Consider the following 19,714-nt stretch of genomic DNA (forward strand, 5'->3'; position numbering starts at 1 on the left):
TGTTTAAAAATCAGGACAATGAAACGATTTTGGAAGGCGAAGTAACTTTGGTAAACGTAACAATTGAATCGGACAGAAAAACAATCAAATCGGAACCTTTCAGTGATGAAGTTCGTGCTAAAATTGCGTTCTATCTACAAACAGTTTAATGGTTATGATTTTTCCGTGTCTTAAAAAATTCTTTGTTCTTACGATTCTGTTTAACGTAACTATTATTTCTGCTCAAAGTTCTGAATCTGTGAAAGATGCAGAAAGATTCAATAGTTGCAAAGTTATACTTAAAGATGGTACAGAACTTAATGGATACATTGCCTCTTTTCTGGAAACAGCAAGAAATATTGATTATGAAGATGCTTGGCTAACCTCTGCAGAAACCACCTATAATTTAATTGACTCCGAATTTGAATTTCGTAAAAATCTAGAAGATCGGTCAACCCTTTACAAACAAAAATATGTAAAAGAAGTGACGCTGTATTATGGTGATGTTATAAAACCAAAAACTTATAAAGTACTCGATTTGAAATATTTAGACGACGATGGTCAGTTAAAAAAATCATACAAAACGGTTTGGTTACCTGTTCTGGCGAAAGACGAAATTAATATCTATTCCATGATATTTTGGTATAGAAATTCACGTGAAAAATGGAATGGTGATACTAAATATTACAAAAAGCGTCGAAAAATGCTAACGATGACTTATTTACAAAACAGCAAAGATGATTATGTTTTATCCTTTGCTAATCCGTTTGATGATGATTTATCCAGTATTTTCAATCGTAAAAAAATTACAGCCGATGTTTTACGTCATATCTTTAGAGATTGTCCTAACTTTATAGAAAAAGTAGTAACAAAAGATAAATTCAACAAAGATCTTTATACTGTTGACAAAGCGCCATACAAAGAAAAGATTAGAAAAGTTGAGAGCAATGATGCCTTGTCTGAACCGGTTAAACTACTAATGATAGATGAGATTACTACAGAAATGGACAACCGTTCTTTATTAAAACTAATTGAAGATTATAAATCAAGTTGCAAATAACATAATGGAATTCAAAAAATTTAAAGCAGCCACAGTACAAACCGCACCGGTTTTCTTGAATGTTGAAAAAACGATAGACAAAGCGATTTCCTTTGTTCAGGAAGCAGCTTCAAACGGTGCAAAACTAATCGCTTTTCCGGAAGTTTTTGTTGCCGGATATCCGTACTGGAATTGGGTAATGACGCCAGTTCAAGGAAGCAAATGGTACGAAGAACTATACAAATGTTCCGTAACTACTGGAGATGCTGACATGTTGCGTTTGTATCAAGCTGCGAAAGAAAATGATATTCATATTGTTATCGGTATTAATGAGCGCGGCAATAGCTACGGTGAAATTTACAACACGAATTTAATCGTCGATAACAACGGAAAATTAATCGGCAGACATCGAAAATTAGTACCAACTTGGGCAGAAAAACTAACTTGGACTTCAGGAGACGGTTCCTCTTTAAAAGTTTACGATACAATAATAGGACCAATCGGAACTTTAGCTTGTGGCGAAAACACGAATACTTTAGCACGCTTTACATTGCTTTCACAAGGTGAATTAATCCACATTGCGAACTATATTTCCTTACCCGTTGCCCCACCAGATTATAATATGGCGGAAGCGATTAAAATCCGTGCAGCGGCGCATTCCTTTGAAGGTAAATTGTTTACAATAGTTTCCTGTTCGACAATTTCCAAAGAAATTATGGATGCTTTGAAAGACGATGTTCCGAATATTGAAGAATTGCTGACTCGTAAAAACTCCGCGTTCTCAGGATTTATCGGACCCAACGGAGCTGTAATTGGAGAACCTTTAATTGACGATGAAGGAATTGTGTATGCCGATATCGATTTAGCAAAATGCATTCAGCCGAAACAAATGCATGACATTTTAGGACATTACAACCGTTTCGATATTTTCGATTTACGCGTAAATGTTGCTCCAACACGAAAAATTACATTTATTGATAACCACGAAGAATTCAATAAGAAATAATATGGAAGAAAAATATAGCGACGACGTAATTGGTCGTGCACGAGTACAAGACACACCGGAACTTGAAGCCTACTATAAAGAATTAGAAGGTTTAGGTGCTGGTGCATTATGGACAGTCGCAAATGATATCGAACCTTGGGAGCCAAGAACTTCTTCTGTTCCAATGCTATGGAAATATGAAGATTTACGGGAACTGGTTTTAAAATCATCCGAATTAGTTACACCGGAACAAGCTGGACGTCGCGTGGTTTATTTGGTAAACGACAAACGTAAAGATGTTTCTGCAGCTGTGGGCTGGTTGTATACAGGAATTCAGGTGACGCGCCCTGGCGAAAGTACTTCGGCACATCGTCATAAAGCCTCTGCCCTACGTTTCATTATGGAAGGCGAAGGCGGTTATACCGTAGTTGATGGAAATAAAGTAACGTTTGAAGTAAACGATTTCGTAATTACACCAAATTCTGCTTGGCACGAACACGGTGTAGCTGAAAATGGTAAAACTTGCGTTTGGCAAGACGGTTTGGATATTCCGCTAGTAAATGCTTTGGAAGCCAATGATTATGCAGTTTTTGATGGAAAACAACCCTTGTCGGCTCCACTAAATTACTTGCCGTTATCTTATGGAGGAGCAGGAATTATTCCAGCGGATAAAGTTTGGGATAAACCTTATTCTCCCTTATTCAAATATTCTTGGAAACAAGTATATCCGGCGTTATTAGAAGCTGCCAAAGTAAATGAAGGTTCGCCTTATGACGGAATCATCATGCAGTATTCCAATCCTTTAACAGGAGGTCATGTAATGCAAACTATGGGAGCTTCCATGCAAATGTTACGTCCGGGTGAACATACAAAAGCGCACAAACACACGGGCTCATTTGTATATCAATGTGCCAAAGGAAAAGGGTATTCCATTATCGGCGGAAAACGTTACGACTGGAAAGAACGCGATATTTTCTGTGTACCATCATGGGTATATCATGAACATGTAAATTTATCAGAAACAGAAGATGCTTGTTTGTTCTCTTTCAATGATTTACCGGTGATTGAAAAATTAGGTTTGTATCAGGAACAAGCTTATCCGGATAATAACGGATTCCAAAAAATAGATTAAAAAACTAAGCAACTAAACTACTTAGCAACTCAGTAACTTAAAAAAAATGAAATTAGCAACGTATCAAATCAACCACGCGGCACCAAGATTAGGTGTTGTTCAAAATAACCACATGATCGATTTAGAAGATGTGGCTCAAATCAAAAAAGAATCGCTTCCTAAAACCATGTTGGATTTAATCGATATGGGGTTGATAGAAGTAACTCGTATTCAAGGAATTATCAATAGTTTAACTTCAGAAGAATTGAGCAATTGTTCTTATCCTTTATCGAATGTAACTTTCCTTGCTCCTATTCCAAAACCACGAAAAAACATCATCGGCATTGGTTTAAATTACACCGAACACGTTGCGGAAAGCGCAAGAACTCTTGATACAACTGGAAAATTGCCTCAAAAACCAATTATTTTCTCCAAACCACCAACATCGGTGACGGCTACCAATACAAACATCTTGCTAAATTCTAAATTGACGCAACAATTAGATTGGGAAGTTGAATTAGCTGTAATTATTGGTAAAGGCGGAAAATACATTGCTAAAGAAAATGCTTTAAACCATGTTTTCGGTTATACTGTAATCAACGATATTTCAGCGCGTGATTGTCGCCGTGAAGGCCAATGGATTGTTTCCAAAGGGCAAGATACGTTTGCGCCAATGGGACCGGTTTTAGTTACTGCGGATGAAATCGAAAACCCTCACAATTTGAATTTATCTTTAAAATTGAATGGTGTTGAAAAACAGAATTCAAATACAAAATTCTTATTATTCAACATCAATGATTTAATTGAAGATTTGAGCACGGTTTTCACATTAGAACCAGGTGATATCATCGCAACAGGAACACCTGCTGGAGTTGGTGCCGGAAGAAATCCGCAGGAATGGATGTGGGATGGTGACGTGGTTGAAGCTACTGTAGAAGGCATCGGAACAATTACAAATACTGTAAAAGAAATTGTTAGGTAATTATCCTAATTTGCTGTAGATGAAAAAAATATATTTTTACATAACTTTTTTAGTAAGTATATCGGCTTCGGCTCAGGTCATTGAGGTTGAAGAAAGAGGTGGCGATTATCCGGTGGAAGTCGTTGCCGAACCGGGTTATGAATACCAAAGAACTACAGCAGGAACATACAGAGAAAAAGGCAAAAGTGGTTTTGTTTCAGCGGATAATGTTCGTCAGGAAGCCATCTATGACGAAATTAGATGGGCTTCGGATGGTTTTATTGTCAGACAAAATAAATTATTTGGAATTGCCAACAAAAAAGGCGAATTAACAACCAAAATTGAATTTGACAGCATTGGAAGCGATTCGTATAAAACCGGACCGGGTTTTGTCGTCAAAAAGAATAAAAAATATGGTAAAATTTCAGCTAACGGCGAAGTACTTTTACCTATTGCCTACGCTAAAATAATCGGAGGAAATCTTCACGTAACATTGGTTAAGAATAAGAAGGATGAATCGCAACTTATTTTTAACAAACAAAACAAATCATTTTCTAAAAAGATTGAATACGCTGCATTGTATCAAAATGTTGCTATTATAAAAGCTGATGGTAAATTTGGTCTGTTAAACGATAAAGTTATTCTTCCACTAGAATACGACAGTATTTTTATTCCTAGGAAAAATCCAAATTACAATCCGATATACGGTAACAATTCTAAGCAGAAAATAAAAATTCAAAATCCGTTATTACAAACATCGCATACTATTCCTTATTTGACTGTACAGAAGAAAGACAAATTCGGACTGATTGAATCAAATGGAACAGTTATTTATCCAACAGATAATGATGAAGTGCTCAGTGCAGATTCATTTGGTTATTACAGTGTAAAAAAGAATAATCTTTGCGGAATTTATTTCATTGGCAGCAAAGACAAGAAGAAAACAGAAATTGTTTTTGATAAAGTCTTTACAGATGGTTACGGTGCAATTATGGCCTCGAAAGATAAAAAAGCCGGGATTTTCACCTTACAGGGAGAACAAATTGCTCCTTTTGAATACGATAACGATTTTATAGCTCAGTACAGCGGTATCGGGTATCGGGTTGCAAAAGACAAAAAGCGCGGAATTCTTGACAGGCAAGGGAAAGTAATCGTACCTCCTATTTATGACGATGTTGATACGTTTTCTTTAGGAAATCGAGAACTTCTAAATGTTAAACAGGGCGAAAAACATGGTGTAATTAATTTGCAAGGCGAAATAATTATTCCGGTTGAGTTCGAATGGATTGGAGAAGAAAATGGCATGTTCAAAGTAGTAACATCTGAGCCTAATCGCAAATTTGGATTGTACGATAAAAACGGTAAAATAATCGTTCCGGTAGAATACAACTGGATTACCGATAGTGATACTCCAGACAGTAAATTAACCATTTTAAAAGCATTCGATGGCAGCTACAATTTTTTAAACCAGAAGAATGAGTTGCTTTTTCAGGAAAGAATTGCCGAATACGGCTATATTTTAGACGAATCCAACTTAAAAAATCCATTCGCATCACAAAGAAATGGCAATCATCTTTTCATCAAAAGTAAGGATGGGAAGTTTGGGTTGTTGAATGAAAGTACACAGCAAGTTGTCTTTCCTATGATTTATGATGAAATCCTTCAGTTTTTTGAAAGCCGGAAACAACTTTATTTCAGCGTACGAAAAGGTAAAAAATACGGTTTAATTAATAAGGATGGAAAAGAAATAATTCCGCTTAAATATGACGGTATAAGTATTGATTTCGTAGGCTATTATTCTGAAGCAAACGATAACGAGAATTATTCGGTTGTTGTTTCGAAAGGCAATAAAATGGGATTGGTAAATCTGAATAATGAAATCATATTACCTTTTAAATATGATAATTTACAGCGTATTTCAAGATTGAATGAATTATACAAAGCTAAAAAAGGCAAATACTATCAGATTATTGATAAAAACGGAAAACCTATTAATTCAAGTCAATTTGACGAAGTAGCCAATTTTGAATATACCGATTCTTTTTCCGGTTCAAGAATAAATCAAGCGCTTACGTTCTCTAACGGAAAAATGCGTGTTATTGATAGTGATGGTAACTTCATAACGTCAGAAACACCTATGCAGCCTCATAAAGGTTATAAAACTTTTGATGAGCTAAAATGGGCTCTTGTAAAAGCTTTAGACAGCAAGGATGACATTTTATTAAAAGAATTCGTTGATAAAATTGCTCCTTCTGACCCTATTTTACACTATTTAAAGCAGAACATTTTCGATAAAAATTCGTTATATACTAACGTTGAACTCGTTAAGGAAAAATACTTTAAAGATTTACGGGAATTCAAATACCAAGAATGGAATCCGGATAAGCGATATGGCTATAACGGATACAATCGAAAATCTTTAACACATGTTACAGATTATACCATATATGACAATGGAATTGTGACTAACAAAAGAGCTGATGACTGGGCATTTGGCGACACTCGCTTTATGGAAAAATTATTACGCAACGCTGTAAAAATTAACGGATATTGGATTAGTTCCTACTTCATGAAACGTTATTTTGATCGATATTAATTATGAACAAAGCAGCCGAAGTTTTCAATAAAAATGCAAATCTATACCAAGAAAGGTTTATGGATTTTGATTTGTATAACGATACATTTGACTTTTTCTGCAATTCGATTGAAACTGAAAATGCCGAGATTTTAGAATTAGCCTGCGGTCCGGGAAATATTACCAAATACCTTTTAAAAAAGCGACCAGATTTCAAAATATTAGGAACCGACTTGGCTCCCAAAATGCTAGAATTAGCCCTAAAAAACAACCCAACAGCAAAATTTGATTTACTAGATTGCCGAGATTTTTTAAAGTTGAACCAAAAATTTGACGGAATCATGTGCGGTTTCGGTTTGCCTTATCTTTCTAAAGAAGAAGCTATTCAACTTATTAAAGATGCTTCCGAAGTTTTGAATCCGAAAGGTGTTTTGTATTTAAGCACAATGGAAGATGATTATACTAAATCCGGATTGAAAAAAGGAAGTACCGGCGATGAAATTTACATGTATTACCACGAATCAGATTATTTAACCGAAGCCATAACTAAATATGGTTTTCAACTAGTAACTTTACGGCGAAAAGATTTCCCTGAACAAAACGGAACAACCACAACAGACTTAATATTAATTGCACAAAAAATACAATGAAAAAATACAGAATTGGCCAGATTGTACCTTCATCAAACGTAACTATGGAAACCGAAATTCCGGCAGTTTTCCGTTCGCGTGAAACTATTTTACCGGAGCGTTTTACTTTCCATTCCAGCCGAATGAGAATGAAAAAGGTAACCAAAGAAGAATTGGAAGCCATGGACGCGATGAGTTTAAAATGCGCCACAGAATTATCAGACGCTCACGTAGATGTAATGGGTTACGCTTGTTTGGTTGCGATTATGAGTATGGGACGCGGTTACCACTGTGTTTCAGAAGTGAATTTGCATCAGGAGACTATTAAGAACGACTTCCCTACTCCAATTGTGACTTCAGCTGGTGCTTTAATCAATGGATTGAAAGTTTTAGGTGCTAAAAAAGTTGCGGTAATTACACCATACATGCGTCCATTGACTGACTTGGTTGTAGATTATATTGAACATCAAGGTTTTGAAGTAGTAGATTCCATCGCTTTGGAAATTCCAGATAATTTAGAAGTTGCTGCTCAAGACCCGATGAATTTAATGGAAATCTACAAACGCTTGGATTTAACAGGCGTTGATGTTTTGGTAGCCTCTGCATGTGTACAAATGCCTTCGTTAGAAGCCATTGATTTGATTCAGAAAGAAGTTGGTATTCCTGTAACTTCGGCTGCGGTTTGTACAACTTACGAAATGATGAAAAAATTAGGTATTGAAGCCAAAGCTCCAATCGGTGGTGAATTATTAAGCGGAAAATATTAATCGTTAATATTACAAATATCTGAAAAGACCTTTTTAAGGTCTTTTTTTATACACATAACTGAACGTTAAATTTCGTAACTTTATGTATTAACTACAAAACGACAACATATGAAAAGAAGAGCGACTGCCGTTTGGAACGGTACCGGAAAAGATGGTAAAGGACATTTAACCACACAAAGCACCGTTTTAAACAAAACACAATATTCCTTTGGTTCCCGATTTGAGGAAGGCATCGGAACAAACCCTGAAGAATTAGTCGGAGCAGCGCATTCAGGCTGTTTTACAATGAAATTAGCATTCAATTTGCAGGCTGCAGGTTTCACTCCAGATGAATTAAAAACTGACTGTGAAATCGTATTTGAAGACGGAAGTATTGTTGCTTCCAATCTTACTTTAACAGCAAAAGTTCCAGATATTAATAATGCTAAATTTGAAGAACTGGTTCGAGATGCCGAAGCGAATTGCCCGATTTCAAAATTGCTGAACACTACAATATCGGTCACTTTTACTTTAAATCAGTAATCGTTAAATTTTAAATATGAAATCATGGAAACCACCGCAATGCTACTCGTTGGTTTGGCATTTGTTCTGATAGTGTTGATTAGATATATTGTTCGTCAGAATCAGAAAGATCAGAAAGAATACGAAACGTTTCTGAATAATGATTATCCGAAACCAAAAGATCACGATCTCAACGACAAGGAAGATTCGTATTGAATTGTATAAATAAAAAGGCTGCTCAACCGAGCAGCCTTTAACCAATCTATTAATTAACTTACCTTTTAATCAGTTTGACGCTCATCACATCTTTATCACTAATTACTTTAAGGAAATAAACATCTGATTGTAAATGAGAAACATTAATTTCAGGGTTCATTTCGTTAATCACTTTTGAATACACTAATTTTCCTTCAATTGAATATAATGCTACTTCATCAATCATTTGACTGCTCTCAATTTTCACTAAATCATTTGCGGGATTCGGATAAATTTTAGCAAAAACACTATTGTTGAAATCGGCAGTTCCTAAAGTTGTGGTGAAAGGAATTGGTCCTTCCCATGCACTGTTGTTTGTATTACAAGCTGAACGTACATAAATTTCATATTCGTATTGTTCTGCCAAACCACTCTCAGTTGCTGAATTGGTTGGACTATATGTTCCTACCTGTCCTGACGGATAGTTTAAAGGCGCCGGCTGAATGATGTAATAATAGCCATTTGGAGAAGGTGTTGGTGGATTCCAAGTAGCAGTCACCTGACCTCCTACGATGTCCGTAATGTTGATATTTGTTGGTCTTGGACATGGTTCTGTGTCATCATAAGCAGAAATTTTGAAATCTCCATACTGACGAGCCCATCCCCAAACACGAACAATGATTTGCTCACCCGGCATTTTATTTGCAAATCGGATACCTGCATATTGATTACCACCAATTACAAACTGATCGTTACAATAAGCCTGACCTGGATTTGGTGGTGGTAAATTATAATAATATGGAGCTAAAGTTGCTGTTCCGCAAGAACCAGTATAGGTTTCCATTGCAGTATCAGATAACAAAGAGCCATCTTCACGGCGTGTTTCAATTACTAAATTGCCAGATTCCGGCATGGTAACTGTGAACCAAACATCGCGACCATAAGTACTGAATTCTATAGTTCCACAGCTTGGATAATTTGAATTACCAGGATTCACTCCAGCAGAAGTATTTGTTGCTACAATATCGTTATCGTTAAAAGTTTGTCCGACAATTAAATTAATTGGCGTTGTACAGTCGTCATTGCTTGGTGGTGGTGGTGATTGGTATGCACACAAGTTAAAATGTATCGGATTAGATGTTGTTGAAGCAGAAACAGCAACATAATACATCGTTCCAGCATTTAAATTAGCTAATACCATAGGGCCTGCACAAGTATCCGAAACTGCAACTAAAGCACCTGGATTACCACCATAAATGGTTATACCTGTTGGGCTTGTCCCATTCAATAATGTAACATAAAAAGTATATTCATCAGTTTGAGAAGGTGTAAATTTATACCACACATCAACACTAGCTGCTGCACAAGCAGAATCAGATGAATGCGTTGCCGTTTCTAAAGTACCTTCAATTGCATTTTCACATGCTCTATTTGCAGATTCTGTTAATATTTCAGCATCAATAATATCATCATTAGGCGTTTCTCCAAGCGGGAAAACACATAAATTAAAACTAGCATTATTGTCAGGACATGCAACAGAAACAAAATATTCTTGTCCTGCTGTTAAAGCTCTTATGAGATAACGCGTTAAACAACCACTTGTAATTTGTGTTAAACTAGTCGCCGGTCCTTGAAAAACGAACAATTGTCCATTAATAGGGTTTGTATTACTTAATTCCAATGAAAAAGCATAATCTCCAGTTGTTGGCGCCACAAATTTATACCACAAATCTTTATAAGAAGAATAAATTGGTGAGTTACAAGGTGCATTTGCAGAACGCGTTGCATTGGCAAATGTACTGTTTACTGAATTTGTACATTCGTAAGAAGTTGAAACGTTCATATCGAAAGCTGTAAGTGTCTCGTCGTTAAACGGTGCGCTTTCGTAAACAAACTCATCCATATAGATATATTGGGTAGCCGTTGTTCCTCCTAAATGTTTCGGTCTGAACGCGATATACTGATGTCCTAAACTGTTGTTGTAGTTAGATAAGGTAACGGTATATTCGTTCCAAGTAGAAGCAACTACTGTAGCTTGAGTAATAGTGGTGTTGTCCAATAATGTGAATGAACTCATATCAGTAGGACTTGCAACAGTACCAATTTCGATATTCATATTAGCTTCGAAACCAGCTCTTTTATTCATTTTGAAACGAATCTGTTTGTTAGAAGCTAAATCTGTAAACTGTGGTGAAATCAGCGCTAAAGAATTAGCCACCATAGTTGAAGGAAAGAAGAATCGTGCATGTAATGCTCCTTCTGAAGGAGTTATTCCAAAAGAATTATTAGAAGCAAATGCTTTTAAATCTCCGGAACCTGTATCGTGAATTGACCAACAAGGTTTAATGTCTTGTGTACTAACATTATTTTCAAAACTGTCTGAATATGAAGCTGTGTATGTAACACATGCAGTAGTCGCTAAAACTGGTCCAAACCATTCTCCAAAATCTGTATCGGAACATTTTGCTCTAACATAAACGTCATATGCTGTGTTTGCTGATAAGCCACCTTCAGTTTGAGGGTTTGTAGTTGTATCGATTCCATTGGTAGCTGCTGTTGGTGCAGCTGTACCAGTTGGCTGTACAATATATTGCCAAGCAGTTTCACCAGAAGGCGTTGCTGCCCAACCAAAAGTAACAGAACTTGATGTAGCTGAATTAAAAGTTAAATTCGGAATCTCTAAGCAAGTTGGTGTTTGCTGAAAACAAATATTGTCAAAGCTATAAACTATACCAGCAGCACCTAAACCGTGCTTAAACGCAATATATTGATTTGTTCCGGCAGGAATCTGAACCGTATATTGCGTCCACGCGGTTGTTGTAGTTGTTGTGATTGTTGTTATAGGCGTAAAAACTCCAGCGGCAGTATTTGTATCCATTGTTCCAATCTGTAAAGATGCAGATGGATTTGTACTACCCTGAAGATAAAATCTGATTCTGTGATTACCATCTGAAGCGTTTGCTATCATTGGTAAAATAGCTAGCAATTGTCCGGTCGTTGATGTTCCGTTGGTCATCCTTAAGTAACGTTGTGGTGACGGCGCATTAGCACTAGTTTGTACTGTAATACCCGAACTTGCACTACCCGTTGTGTTGATCAATGCCCAATCCGTTGGATATTGATTTACGTTGTATGAGTCAAAGTTTTGTTCATAGTCACATTGTGCCTGTAGAACCAACCCCGAAATCATAAACAAGAATGTAAAGATAAATTTCATGATTCAAAATTTTAGTTAGTTTCGATTTTGAATTGTAAAATTAGCGTTAAGTGTATGTATCTTCAAAGTGATATACTTTCGATAAAATGGAAAATTCCACTTTTTTAAAAGCAAAAATGAAATATAATTATACTGATAATCAGCAAATTACATAATAAGTTATTTTTGGGACATAGCCTTTAACTGACGTCTTTTCTGAATCAGTTTTCGGAGTAAAAAAAGTAAAGCAGCTACTAAAAGAAGTAATGAAATTATTAAAAAAATTATCCAATTTTTTGATTTTTTTTCTTGATTTTGATTTTCCTTTTCAATCTTTTCGACTAAGGTATTCAGTGTACTTTCTTCTTTCAAAAGCATTTTTTTTTCGGCGTCTAAATACAGCTGATGGTATTTTCTCTTTTCGGTTTCATTACCTAATTTAGAATACGCTTCGTAAAGACTTTTGTAAATTTCTTTTATCAAAGCAGTATCATCTGCCTGTGTACTTTTCTCCAACGCTTTTAAAAAAGTCTGAACACTTTCTTCTGTTTTGTTTTCAATCGATTGAACTCTTCCAAGACCGTAAAGTGAATTACCTTCCATTTTTACAGAATGCACACTTTGTGCTTTTAAAAGTCCTTTTTCAAAAAACGATTTTGCTTTATCAGGCTGTTTAGTTTCGATGTATATCTCTCCTACTTTGCCGTATAAAATTGCTAGAGAATTAATTAGGGTTTTGTTCTTCTTATCTTTTTCAAAAATCGTAATGGCTTTCAGATAATTTTGAAGCGCATATTCGTTTCCGAGTTTATCCTTAAGAATAGTACCCTTAAAAAACAATATGTTGCCAGATAAATACTGTAATGAATCCGGTAATGGATTTACTTTTGTTAAATTTTCTGCTTCTTCTAAGTATTCAATCGCCTTATCGTCAAGCTCTAATCTGTGGTATTGTGAACTGATAAATCCTAAAACCTTGACGCTGTTTATAGGATTGGCATTTTTATCAGCAACTTCTTTTGCCTGAAAAGCATATTTAAAAGAAAGTTCATGATCTTTTAGAATTGCATACGCATTGGCAACCGCCAACAAGAAAGAAACCTTGTAATCAGGATTCTTATTCGCTTTTTCAGACCACACAACACCTTCTTTAATGGCTTTATGAGGATCGGAATAGACCAACAGGTTTATCTCGGTGAGTTTCTTTTTATATTCGGCTACATCTCCACCATTGGCACTTATAGTTAAGGACAGTAATAAAAATAGCAGTACATAAAAATATCTCATAGAATAAATATTAACCACCTTAAAGTTAGGAAGATTTTCTTAGAATATGACTTTTTTCTTTCTTTAAAAATTCGATAAACTGATTAGGACTTAAGCCTGCAACAGAACGGAATACAACCGAAAAAGCACTATGCGAAGAAAAACCGCTTATTTCAGCCAAATAACTTACTTTATATTTTAAGTATTCCGGATTGTTTTTCAGAAGATTGATTACGTGATTAATACGCAATTCGTTAATATAACTACTGTAGTTTTTACTTTTATACTTCTGAATAATTTCCCGAACGTATTTTGAGTTGGCGTCAGTGTATTTGGAAAGTTTCTCTAACGACATATCTGCACTCAAATACAATTCCATTCGTTCGAACTGATTCAATTTCTCCAAAATCGCTTCTTTGGATTTTTGATTCATGCCCAGCTCATCCTCTTCTTTTTCATCGTCTGATGTAACTGCAGTCATCGTTGGAGCTTCTTGCGGAACATAGGTTTTTATTCCGGCTTCCGATTCACTCATTATCTTTTTGAACTGAGCGTATTCCCTTTTATATTTTACAGAATTATAAACGTAAAAAGCAATCATTAGCAGCAAAACGCCCAATAATATCAAAATTCCTTTTGTACTTAAGATTTTGGAAAGCACCGAAGAAGTATCGCTGTCTTTTTCAATTTGACTTAGCATAATACTTCTGCCAATGCGTCTGTTTTCTATATCCTGAACTTCCAACTGACTTGTTTTTTCAGCATAAATGGAAGCCAAATCTGTCTTACCTTTTTGAGCCAGAATTACCTGTAACTCTTTAGTCCACAGAACTTCATAAATTGGTTTGCAGGCAAAATCCTGTTTCAGTAATTCAATATGTTTATTAAAATCAGCAGCTCCTTTTTGAAGAGAAATGCAGGCTAATCCGTAGTTAACATATTTCATGGAACAACTTGCCGAGACATTATTTCGCTTTAAGATCTCTAAATTTTCATTTAAATATTGTTTTGATAAATCAAACTGACTTGCTTTATAATAGCAGTATCCCTGAAGATTCTTATTATTAGTCAGGAAAATTTCAGGCAAAGCATTGTTTTTACTTAAAACTTCCTGTTGTTTAAGTAATTCCAAAGCTTTCGTAAGATTGTTTGAAGTGACTAAATCTCTGGCTTCAGATTCTAAAATTAAAGATTCAATGATTGCCTTCTGTTTCTTATCCTTAATATCTTCAATACGGTTTTTTGCATCCGTTAAATAGGTGCTTCCTTTATCGGAAATCCCATAATTATTACAATGACGGCTTAATGAAATTTCTGCATAAGCTCTCAAAAACGCATTATTTTCTTGCTCTGAAAGCTTTTTGGCAAGGAATAAATTTTCAATACTTTTTTCAATTACTCCCAACTTGTTTTGACCTTGAACCAATAGGAAATAGGCTTGCGCCTTTTGAGAATCATTTATAGCGTTCTTAAGTAAATAGTCGCCAGTACTGATATTTTGTTCACCGGAGTAATGTGGATTCAGTAATTGTTTTTCAAAAACAGTGTTGTACTCTTTTCCCTCCTGTCCGTTACCAAACTGAAACCAAAAGAAAAGAAGTAAAAGATATACCGGTTTAAATTGCATTCAACAAAGATATAAAATGTAATGTTAAGAAGAATTATAAACTTTTTGTGTTAAAAAAGTTAAAAGCACACATTAAAAGTTATTTTTTAATTGCTCTCTGCCTACTATTTCTTTACCGATTTAGGTATATTTGTAAGGATAAAGACATAAAATTCATTATAAGATGAAAAAACTCACTTCAGAACAAAGTACTGCCCTACTTGGTGTTTTACAAAAACGATTTGAAGCCAATTTGAATCGCCATCAAGGTATTTCGTGGGACAAAGTTGCAGAAAAACTCATAGCAAACCCGAACAAACTTTGGTCATTAGATTTAATGGAAGAAACCGGTGGCGAACCAGATGTAATCGGATTTGATACTAAAACAAATGAATATATTTTCTGTGATTGTTCCGCCGAAAGTCCTAAAGGCCGAAGAAGCATCTGCTACGATCAAGCCGCTTTAGAATCGAGAAAGGAACACAAACCACAAAATAATGCAGAAGCTTTAGCCAACGAAATCGGTATTGAAATTCTAACCGAAACGCAATACCGTGAACTGCAACAATTAGGCAAATTTGATTTAAAAACCTCCAGCTGGATACAAACCCCGGAAGCTATTCGTAAATTGGGTGGCGCTTTATTCTGCGACAGACGTTACGATGCTGTTTTTTTATATCACAATGGAGCAGAATCCTATTATGCAGCAAGAGGTTTTAGAGGAATACTTAAAGTTTAACTTCAACTACTTATGGCTAAAACAAAAACAGTTTACACCGACGAAGACGTATTAAAATTTATACACACTTTCGCCAATACCGAACAAAAAAAAGAAGACAGCTACGCCTTAATTGAACTGATGAAGGAAATGTCCGGTCACGAACCTAAAATGTGGGGACCAACCATTGTAGGCTTTGGCAGTTACCATTACAAATATGAAAGCGGTCACGAAGGCGATGCGCCTATGTTAGGATTTTCTCCACGAAAAGCTGCGATTTCTTTATATGTTTTTACCGGATTACCGGAGCATGAACATCTTTTGGAAGGTTTGGGCAAATTCAAAATGGGGAAAGCCTGTATTTATGTGAACAAATTATCGGATATTAATATTGATGTTTTAAAAGGATTGATGAGCGCTTCAATGGAATTTTTGAAGGATAAGTATAGTCGCTGTTAAGAATCTTAAAGCAAATTAATCTCTTTTTGATAAACTTCAATTTGAAAGTTCAGTGTTTGTAGTGTAAGATTCAATCGTGAAAGTTGTATTGGACCATATTTCTCCAATGCTATTTCTGCAGACATTTTTATCTTAGCCAATACTTGTTGCTTAGATTTTTTATGCGTTTCATTATTTTCCAGATACTCTAAAAGTACCAAGGCCGAAAGTGCTTTTTGATATTTTTGATTTGCTTCTTGCAACTTGCGTTCAGTTAGAAGCTTCTCAAGTTCAAACCCATTAAGTTCTTTCTGAAGAATTGCCTTAGCTCTTTTTCTCTCTTGAAGAACCAATTTATTTTTCTCTTTTTTGCTTTCATTCTTTAGAACAAAGTTTTGCATTTTTGCAAGTTCTAGCAATTGATACGTTGTTAGCTCCCGCTCTCCTATTTCGTACATTGCGAGCGAACTTAATTTTGCATCTATCAGTAATGCTGTTTCTTGTTGGGTAATTCCAAGGCTTTCTCTCAATTCTTTTTTGCCTTTCATAGCTTGTGATAATTTTTAATTTGTGAAATGAATTTATCACAACTTTGTGATAAAAGCAAAAAATTAACTTAGTTTTATCACAACTGCTTTCTCTTGCTGAAATGTATTCCTTTTGTATATTTGAAAGTACATTTATAACTGATCATGAACAACGATAACTACAACCGAGTTTTAAAAATGTCTTTCGCAGGCGTTTATCCACATTACATCACTAAAGCAGAGAAAAAAGGACGCACCAAGGATGAAATACATCAAATCATCTTCTGGCTTACTGGTTATGATGAGCAAACTTTTCAAAAGCACCTTGAGGCTAAAACCAATTTCGAAGATTTCTTCAATAATGCACCTCAAATCAATCCGAATGCTTCAAAAATTACCGGTGTAATCTGTGGCTATCGTGTGGAAGATATTGAAGACAAACTCATGCAGCAAATTCGTTATTTGGATAAATTGATTGATGAATTGGCGAAAGGAAAAGCGATGGAGAAGATTTTGAGACAGTAAACATTCAAAGTATGAAACTTTCATCAAAAGCCAATACCATATATCAGCAAATCAGCAAGAGAGATTGTAAACTTGGTGATTTACGTGTAATTGCCAAAGAAATTAAAAAAGACCAGAACTTAGCCTTAGAATTTTGGTCAACCGAGAATTTCATGGCACGCCAGTTAGCAATCCTCATTATGGATAAAAAAATGCTGACATCTGATTTTGTCAACCAGCTAGATTCGGATATTGCAAAACATAATGAAGACGAGCGAAATCAGTTGATAGATTGGCTAATGGCGAATCAGTTAATGAAAGACAAGAAAACCATTGCTTTGATAGAATCTTGGGAGAACAGCAGCTCTTCATTACAACGACGCATTTTCTGGTATTATCAGGGACGATTGCGTTGGGTTGGGCAAACTCCGCCACCTAATACCGAATATCTTCTTTCAGGAATTGAAAAGAAAATGGAAAAAGAAAGCCCCGATGTGCAATGGGCGATGAATTTCACAGCAGCCCAAATCGGAATTTTTGAGCCTCAATTTCGCTCCCGATGTGTTGCGTTAGGTGAACGATTAGGCTTGTACAAAGACGAATTTGTGCATAAAGGTTGTACTCCTAATTACTTGCCTGGATGGATTGCGATGCAGGTTGAGAAGTTGAAGAAATAATTAGAAACAAAAATCCCCAACACAAGTCGGGGATTTTTTATTTAGTATTTCAGTAATTCCAGTAATTCAGTTTCAAAACGTTGTTTTGGTAAATACTGATCTTCCAACGATTTCATGAATGGAATTGCAGATTCTAAACTTCCCACACGTTTAACCGGTGCATCTAAGTGTTCGAAACAATTCTCCATAATCATTGAAGAAATATCACTAGCTATACCACCAAACAAAGTATCTTCCTGAAGAATGATTACACGGCTTGTTTTCTTAACTGAAGCGTAAATCGCTTCCCAATCTAACGGTTGAAGCGAACGTAAGTCTAATAACTCTGCAGAGATATCAGTGTGTTTTGCTAAAGTTTCCAACGCCCAATGCACACCTGCTCCAAAAGAAATAATCGTTACGTCATTTCCTTCTTTTAACAACGAGGCTTTTCCAAAAGGTAACGTGTAATACTCTTTCGGAACATCCTGATATACACTTCGGTACAATTGTTTGTGCTCGAAGAACATTACCGGATTCGGGTCGTTAATTGCTGTTGCTAATAGTCCTTTTGCATCATACGGAAATGCCGGATAAACTACTTTTAAACCCGGTGTTTTAGTAAACCAAGCTTCGTTAGTTTGTGAGTGGAATGGTCCTGCCTGAGTTCCTCCACCGCAAGGCATGCGCACAACCACATCGGATTTCTCTTGCCAGCGGTAGTGTTGTTTTGCTAATAGGTTTACAATTGGATTGAATCCTGTCGAAACGAAATCGGCGAATTGCATTTCAACAACCGCTTTATGTCCGTTAATTGACAATCCATTGGCTGCCGAAACAATTACACTTTCGCAGATTGGTGTATTGCGAACTCGGTCTTTCCCGAATTTATCCACAAAACCATCGGTAATTTTGAAAGCACCACCGTATTCAGCGATGTCTTGTCCCATTACCACTAAGTTTTCGTGACGTTCCATCGACTGACTTAATCCCTGAGAGATCGCATCAATTACTCGGATATTTTCGGTTTCGCCTTTCGGCTCAATATTTTCAAACGAATACGGAGCGTAAACGTCGTTTAATTCTTCGTCTAAATCGGCAACTATAGCTGGTTCTTCCTGAACTTTTGCCCAATCAGTATCGATTTCTTTTTTAATTTCCGCGCGAATGGCTTCATCAACTGAATCTTCCAAAACAGCAGTAGCTTTCAAATAGCTTCTGTAGTTTTCTACCGGATCTTTTTCAGCCCACATATCCATCAATTCCTGCGGAACATATTTCGTACCACTCGCCTCTTCGTGCCCACGCATACGGAACGTCATAAACTCCAACAACACCGGACGCGGATTATCAACCATAGAAGCTTTTAATTCTGAAATCAAATTATAAACTTCTAAGATATTATTTCCGTCTACCACGTGGCTTTCCATTCCGTAACCTACGCCTCTATCGGCTAATTGTGCACAGCGGTATTGTTCGTTAGTTGGCGTGGATAATCCGTAACCATTGTTTTCAATTACGAATAAAACCGGTAAATCCCATACTGACGCAACATTTAAGGCTTCGTGGAAATCTCCTTCAGAAGTTGCGCCTTCACCTGTAAATACAGCGGTTACTTTTCCGTTTTTCTTTAATTTATTGGCTAAGGCTATTCCGTCAGCGACACCCATTTGTGGGCCAAGGTGAGAAATCATACCTATAATATTGTATTCCTGAGTTCCGAAGTGGAAAGAACGATCACGTCCTTTAGTAAATCCGTTGCGTTTTCCCTGCCATTGCGAGAACAAACGGTGCAGTGGAATTTCTCTTGTGGTAAATACACCTAAATTTCGGTGCATTGGCATAATGTATTCGTCTTTATCCAAAACTGAAGTGATTCCTACTGAAATAGCTTCCTGCCCGATTCCGGAGAACCATTTAGACACTTTCCCCTGACGGATAAGGATTAACATTTTTTCCTCAATCAATCGAGGTTTTAATATCTTTTTGTATAAATCTAATAATTGCTCGTTGGTTAGATTTTTTCTGTCAAAATTCATTGCATTGTGCTTTAAAACGCCC

The 19,714-nt window shown here is 36.0% G+C and carries 18 protein-coding genes; 13 read left to right on the forward strand and 5 right to left on the reverse strand.

The window, feature by feature from the left end; genetic code table 11:
- Positions 1-154 precede the first annotated feature (154 nt).
- The 9 genes from RUH60_RS08450 to RUH60_RS08490 all read left to right on the forward strand — a co-directional run bounded on the left by RUH60_RS08450 (position 155) and on the right by RUH60_RS08490 (position 8,763).
- Positions 155-1,039, forward strand: coding sequence for a hypothetical protein (locus tag RUH60_RS08450; RefSeq protein WP_313807323.1), 885 nt, complete (start codon positions 155-157; stop codon positions 1,037-1,039).
- Positions 1,040-1,043: 4 nt separating this feature from the next.
- Positions 1,044-2,024, forward strand: a complete 981-nt coding sequence (locus RUH60_RS08455) for a carbon-nitrogen hydrolase family protein (protein WP_313807325.1) — start codon at positions 1,044-1,046, stop codon at positions 2,022-2,024.
- Position 2,025: 1 nt separating this feature from the next.
- A complete protein-coding gene (locus tag RUH60_RS08460) occupies positions 2,026-3,135 on the forward strand; it encodes a cupin domain-containing protein (protein WP_313807327.1) in 1,110 nt (369 codons plus the stop codon).
- 46 nt (positions 3,136-3,181) lie between these two features.
- Positions 3,182-4,096, forward strand: coding sequence for a fumarylacetoacetate hydrolase family protein (locus RUH60_RS08465; protein ID WP_313807329.1), 915 nt, complete (start codon positions 3,182-3,184; stop codon positions 4,094-4,096).
- Positions 4,097-4,115: 19 nt separating this feature from the next.
- The gene (locus tag RUH60_RS08470) at positions 4,116-6,671 is read left to right on the forward strand and encodes a WG repeat-containing protein (RefSeq protein WP_313807331.1); all 2,556 of its coding nucleotides are present in this window, start codon (positions 4,116-4,118) and stop codon (positions 6,669-6,671) included.
- Positions 6,672-6,673: 2 nt separating this feature from the next.
- Positions 6,674-7,300, forward strand: a complete 627-nt coding sequence (locus tag RUH60_RS08475; RefSeq protein WP_313807333.1) for a class I SAM-dependent methyltransferase — start codon at positions 6,674-6,676, stop codon at positions 7,298-7,300.
- Complete coding sequence (locus RUH60_RS08480; protein ID WP_313807335.1) at positions 7,297-8,046, forward strand: Asp/Glu racemase; 750 nt, start codon at positions 7,297-7,299, stop codon at positions 8,044-8,046. Before RUH60_RS08475 ends, RUH60_RS08480 begins: the two co-directional genes overlap by 4 nt.
- Positions 8,047-8,154: 108 nt before the next feature.
- Positions 8,155-8,568 carry an OsmC family protein gene (locus RUH60_RS08485; protein WP_313807337.1) on the forward strand — a complete coding sequence of 138 codons (414 nt, stop codon included), beginning with the start codon at positions 8,155-8,157 and terminating at the stop codon, positions 8,566-8,568.
- A gap of 24 nt (positions 8,569-8,592) precedes the next feature.
- Positions 8,593-8,763: a hypothetical protein gene (locus RUH60_RS08490; RefSeq protein ID WP_313807339.1), complete on the forward strand. Its 171-nt coding sequence runs from the start codon at positions 8,593-8,595 to the stop codon at positions 8,761-8,763.
- Between the two features lie 58 nt (positions 8,764-8,821).
- Here the strand turns inward: RUH60_RS08490 and RUH60_RS08495 are convergent, their stop codons facing one another.
- From RUH60_RS08495 to RUH60_RS08505, 3 genes are all read right to left on the reverse strand, one after another.
- Positions 8,822-11,959, reverse strand: a complete 3,138-nt coding sequence (locus RUH60_RS08495) for a T9SS-dependent choice-of-anchor J family protein (protein WP_313807341.1) — start codon at positions 11,957-11,959, stop codon at positions 8,822-8,824.
- Positions 11,960-12,118: 159 nt separating this feature from the next.
- A complete protein-coding gene (locus RUH60_RS08500) occupies positions 12,119-13,225 on the reverse strand; it encodes a tetratricopeptide repeat protein (protein WP_313807343.1) in 1,107 nt (368 codons plus the stop codon).
- 25 nt (positions 13,226-13,250) lie between these two features.
- On the reverse strand, positions 13,251-14,831 hold the full coding sequence (locus tag RUH60_RS08505; protein ID WP_313807345.1) for an AraC family transcriptional regulator: 1,581 nt from the start codon (positions 14,829-14,831) through the stop codon (positions 13,251-13,253).
- Positions 14,832-14,994: 163 nt separating this feature from the next.
- Here RUH60_RS08505 and RUH60_RS08510 point away from each other — a divergent pair, with 163 nt between their 5' ends.
- Both RUH60_RS08510 and RUH60_RS08515 read left to right on the forward strand, forming a co-directional pair.
- On the forward strand, positions 14,995-15,549 hold the full coding sequence (locus RUH60_RS08510) for a DUF4256 domain-containing protein (RefSeq protein WP_313807347.1): 555 nt from the start codon (positions 14,995-14,997) through the stop codon (positions 15,547-15,549).
- Positions 15,550-15,561: 12 nt separating this feature from the next.
- Positions 15,562-15,987 (forward strand): DUF1801 domain-containing protein, encoded by a 426-nt coding sequence (locus RUH60_RS08515; protein WP_313807348.1) that lies wholly within the window; start codon positions 15,562-15,564, stop codon positions 15,985-15,987.
- 5 nt (positions 15,988-15,992) lie between these two features.
- Here the strand turns inward: RUH60_RS08515 and RUH60_RS08520 are convergent, their stop codons facing one another.
- Complete coding sequence (locus RUH60_RS08520; protein WP_313807350.1) at positions 15,993-16,514, reverse strand: helix-turn-helix transcriptional regulator; 522 nt, start codon at positions 16,512-16,514, stop codon at positions 15,993-15,995.
- A gap of 144 nt (positions 16,515-16,658) precedes the next feature.
- Here RUH60_RS08520 and RUH60_RS08525 point away from each other — a divergent pair, with 144 nt between their 5' ends.
- Positions 16,659-17,018 carry a DUF2200 domain-containing protein gene (locus tag RUH60_RS08525; protein ID WP_313807352.1) on the forward strand — a complete coding sequence of 120 codons (360 nt, stop codon included), beginning with the start codon at positions 16,659-16,661 and terminating at the stop codon, positions 17,016-17,018.
- Between the two features lie 11 nt (positions 17,019-17,029).
- Entirely contained in the window at positions 17,030-17,674 is a 645-nt protein-coding gene (locus RUH60_RS08530; protein WP_313807354.1) for a DNA alkylation repair protein, read from the forward strand.
- Between the two features lie 41 nt (positions 17,675-17,715).
- Here RUH60_RS08530 and RUH60_RS08535 read toward each other — a convergent pair whose 3' ends face one another.
- Entirely contained in the window at positions 17,716-19,692 is a 1,977-nt protein-coding gene (locus tag RUH60_RS08535) for a dehydrogenase E1 component subunit alpha/beta (RefSeq protein ID WP_313807356.1), read from the reverse strand.
- Positions 19,693-19,714 lie beyond the last annotated feature (22 nt).

The organism is Flavobacterium sp. (assembly GCF_032153895.1).
GTDB lineage: Bacteria > Bacteroidota > Bacteroidia > Flavobacteriales > Flavobacteriaceae > Flavobacterium.

Bases quoted from the DNA above. Each gene is read 5' to 3' on its own strand.
- RUH60_RS08450 (WP_313807323.1), top strand. From the start codon at position 155: ATGATTTTTCCGTGTCTTAAAAAATTCTTTGTTCTTACGATTCTGTTT.
- RUH60_RS08455 (WP_313807325.1), top strand. From the start codon at position 1,044: ATGGAATTCAAAAAATTTAAAGCAGCCACAGTACAAACCGCACCGGTT.
- RUH60_RS08460 (WP_313807327.1), top strand. From the start codon at position 2,026: ATGGAAGAAAAATATAGCGACGACGTAATTGGTCGTGCACGAGTACAA.
- RUH60_RS08465 (WP_313807329.1), top strand. From the start codon at position 3,182: ATGAAATTAGCAACGTATCAAATCAACCACGCGGCACCAAGATTAGGT.
- RUH60_RS08470 (WP_313807331.1), top strand. From the start codon at position 4,116: ATGAAAAAAATATATTTTTACATAACTTTTTTAGTAAGTATATCGGCT.
- RUH60_RS08475 (WP_313807333.1), top strand. From the start codon at position 6,674: ATGAACAAAGCAGCCGAAGTTTTCAATAAAAATGCAAATCTATACCAA.
- RUH60_RS08480 (WP_313807335.1), top strand. From the start codon at position 7,297: ATGAAAAAATACAGAATTGGCCAGATTGTACCTTCATCAAACGTAACT.
- RUH60_RS08485 (WP_313807337.1), top strand. From the start codon at position 8,155: ATGAAAAGAAGAGCGACTGCCGTTTGGAACGGTACCGGAAAAGATGGT.
- RUH60_RS08490 (WP_313807339.1), top strand. From the start codon at position 8,593: ATGGAAACCACCGCAATGCTACTCGTTGGTTTGGCATTTGTTCTGATA.
- RUH60_RS08495 (WP_313807341.1), bottom strand. From the start codon at position 11,959: ATGAAATTTATCTTTACATTCTTGTTTATGATTTCGGGGTTGGTTCTA.
- RUH60_RS08500 (WP_313807343.1), bottom strand. From the start codon at position 13,225: ATGAGATATTTTTATGTACTGCTATTTTTATTACTGTCCTTAACTATA.
- RUH60_RS08505 (WP_313807345.1), bottom strand. From the start codon at position 14,831: ATGCAATTTAAACCGGTATATCTTTTACTTCTTTTCTTTTGGTTTCAG.
- RUH60_RS08510 (WP_313807347.1), top strand. From the start codon at position 14,995: ATGAAAAAACTCACTTCAGAACAAAGTACTGCCCTACTTGGTGTTTTA.
- RUH60_RS08515 (WP_313807348.1), top strand. From the start codon at position 15,562: ATGGCTAAAACAAAAACAGTTTACACCGACGAAGACGTATTAAAATTT.
- RUH60_RS08520 (WP_313807350.1), bottom strand. From the start codon at position 16,514: ATGAAAGGCAAAAAAGAATTGAGAGAAAGCCTTGGAATTACCCAACAA.
- RUH60_RS08525 (WP_313807352.1), top strand. From the start codon at position 16,659: ATGAACAACGATAACTACAACCGAGTTTTAAAAATGTCTTTCGCAGGC.
- RUH60_RS08530 (WP_313807354.1), top strand. From the start codon at position 17,030: ATGAAACTTTCATCAAAAGCCAATACCATATATCAGCAAATCAGCAAG.
- RUH60_RS08535 (WP_313807356.1), bottom strand. From the start codon at position 19,692: ATGAATTTTGACAGAAAAAATCTAACCAACGAGCAATTATTAGATTTA.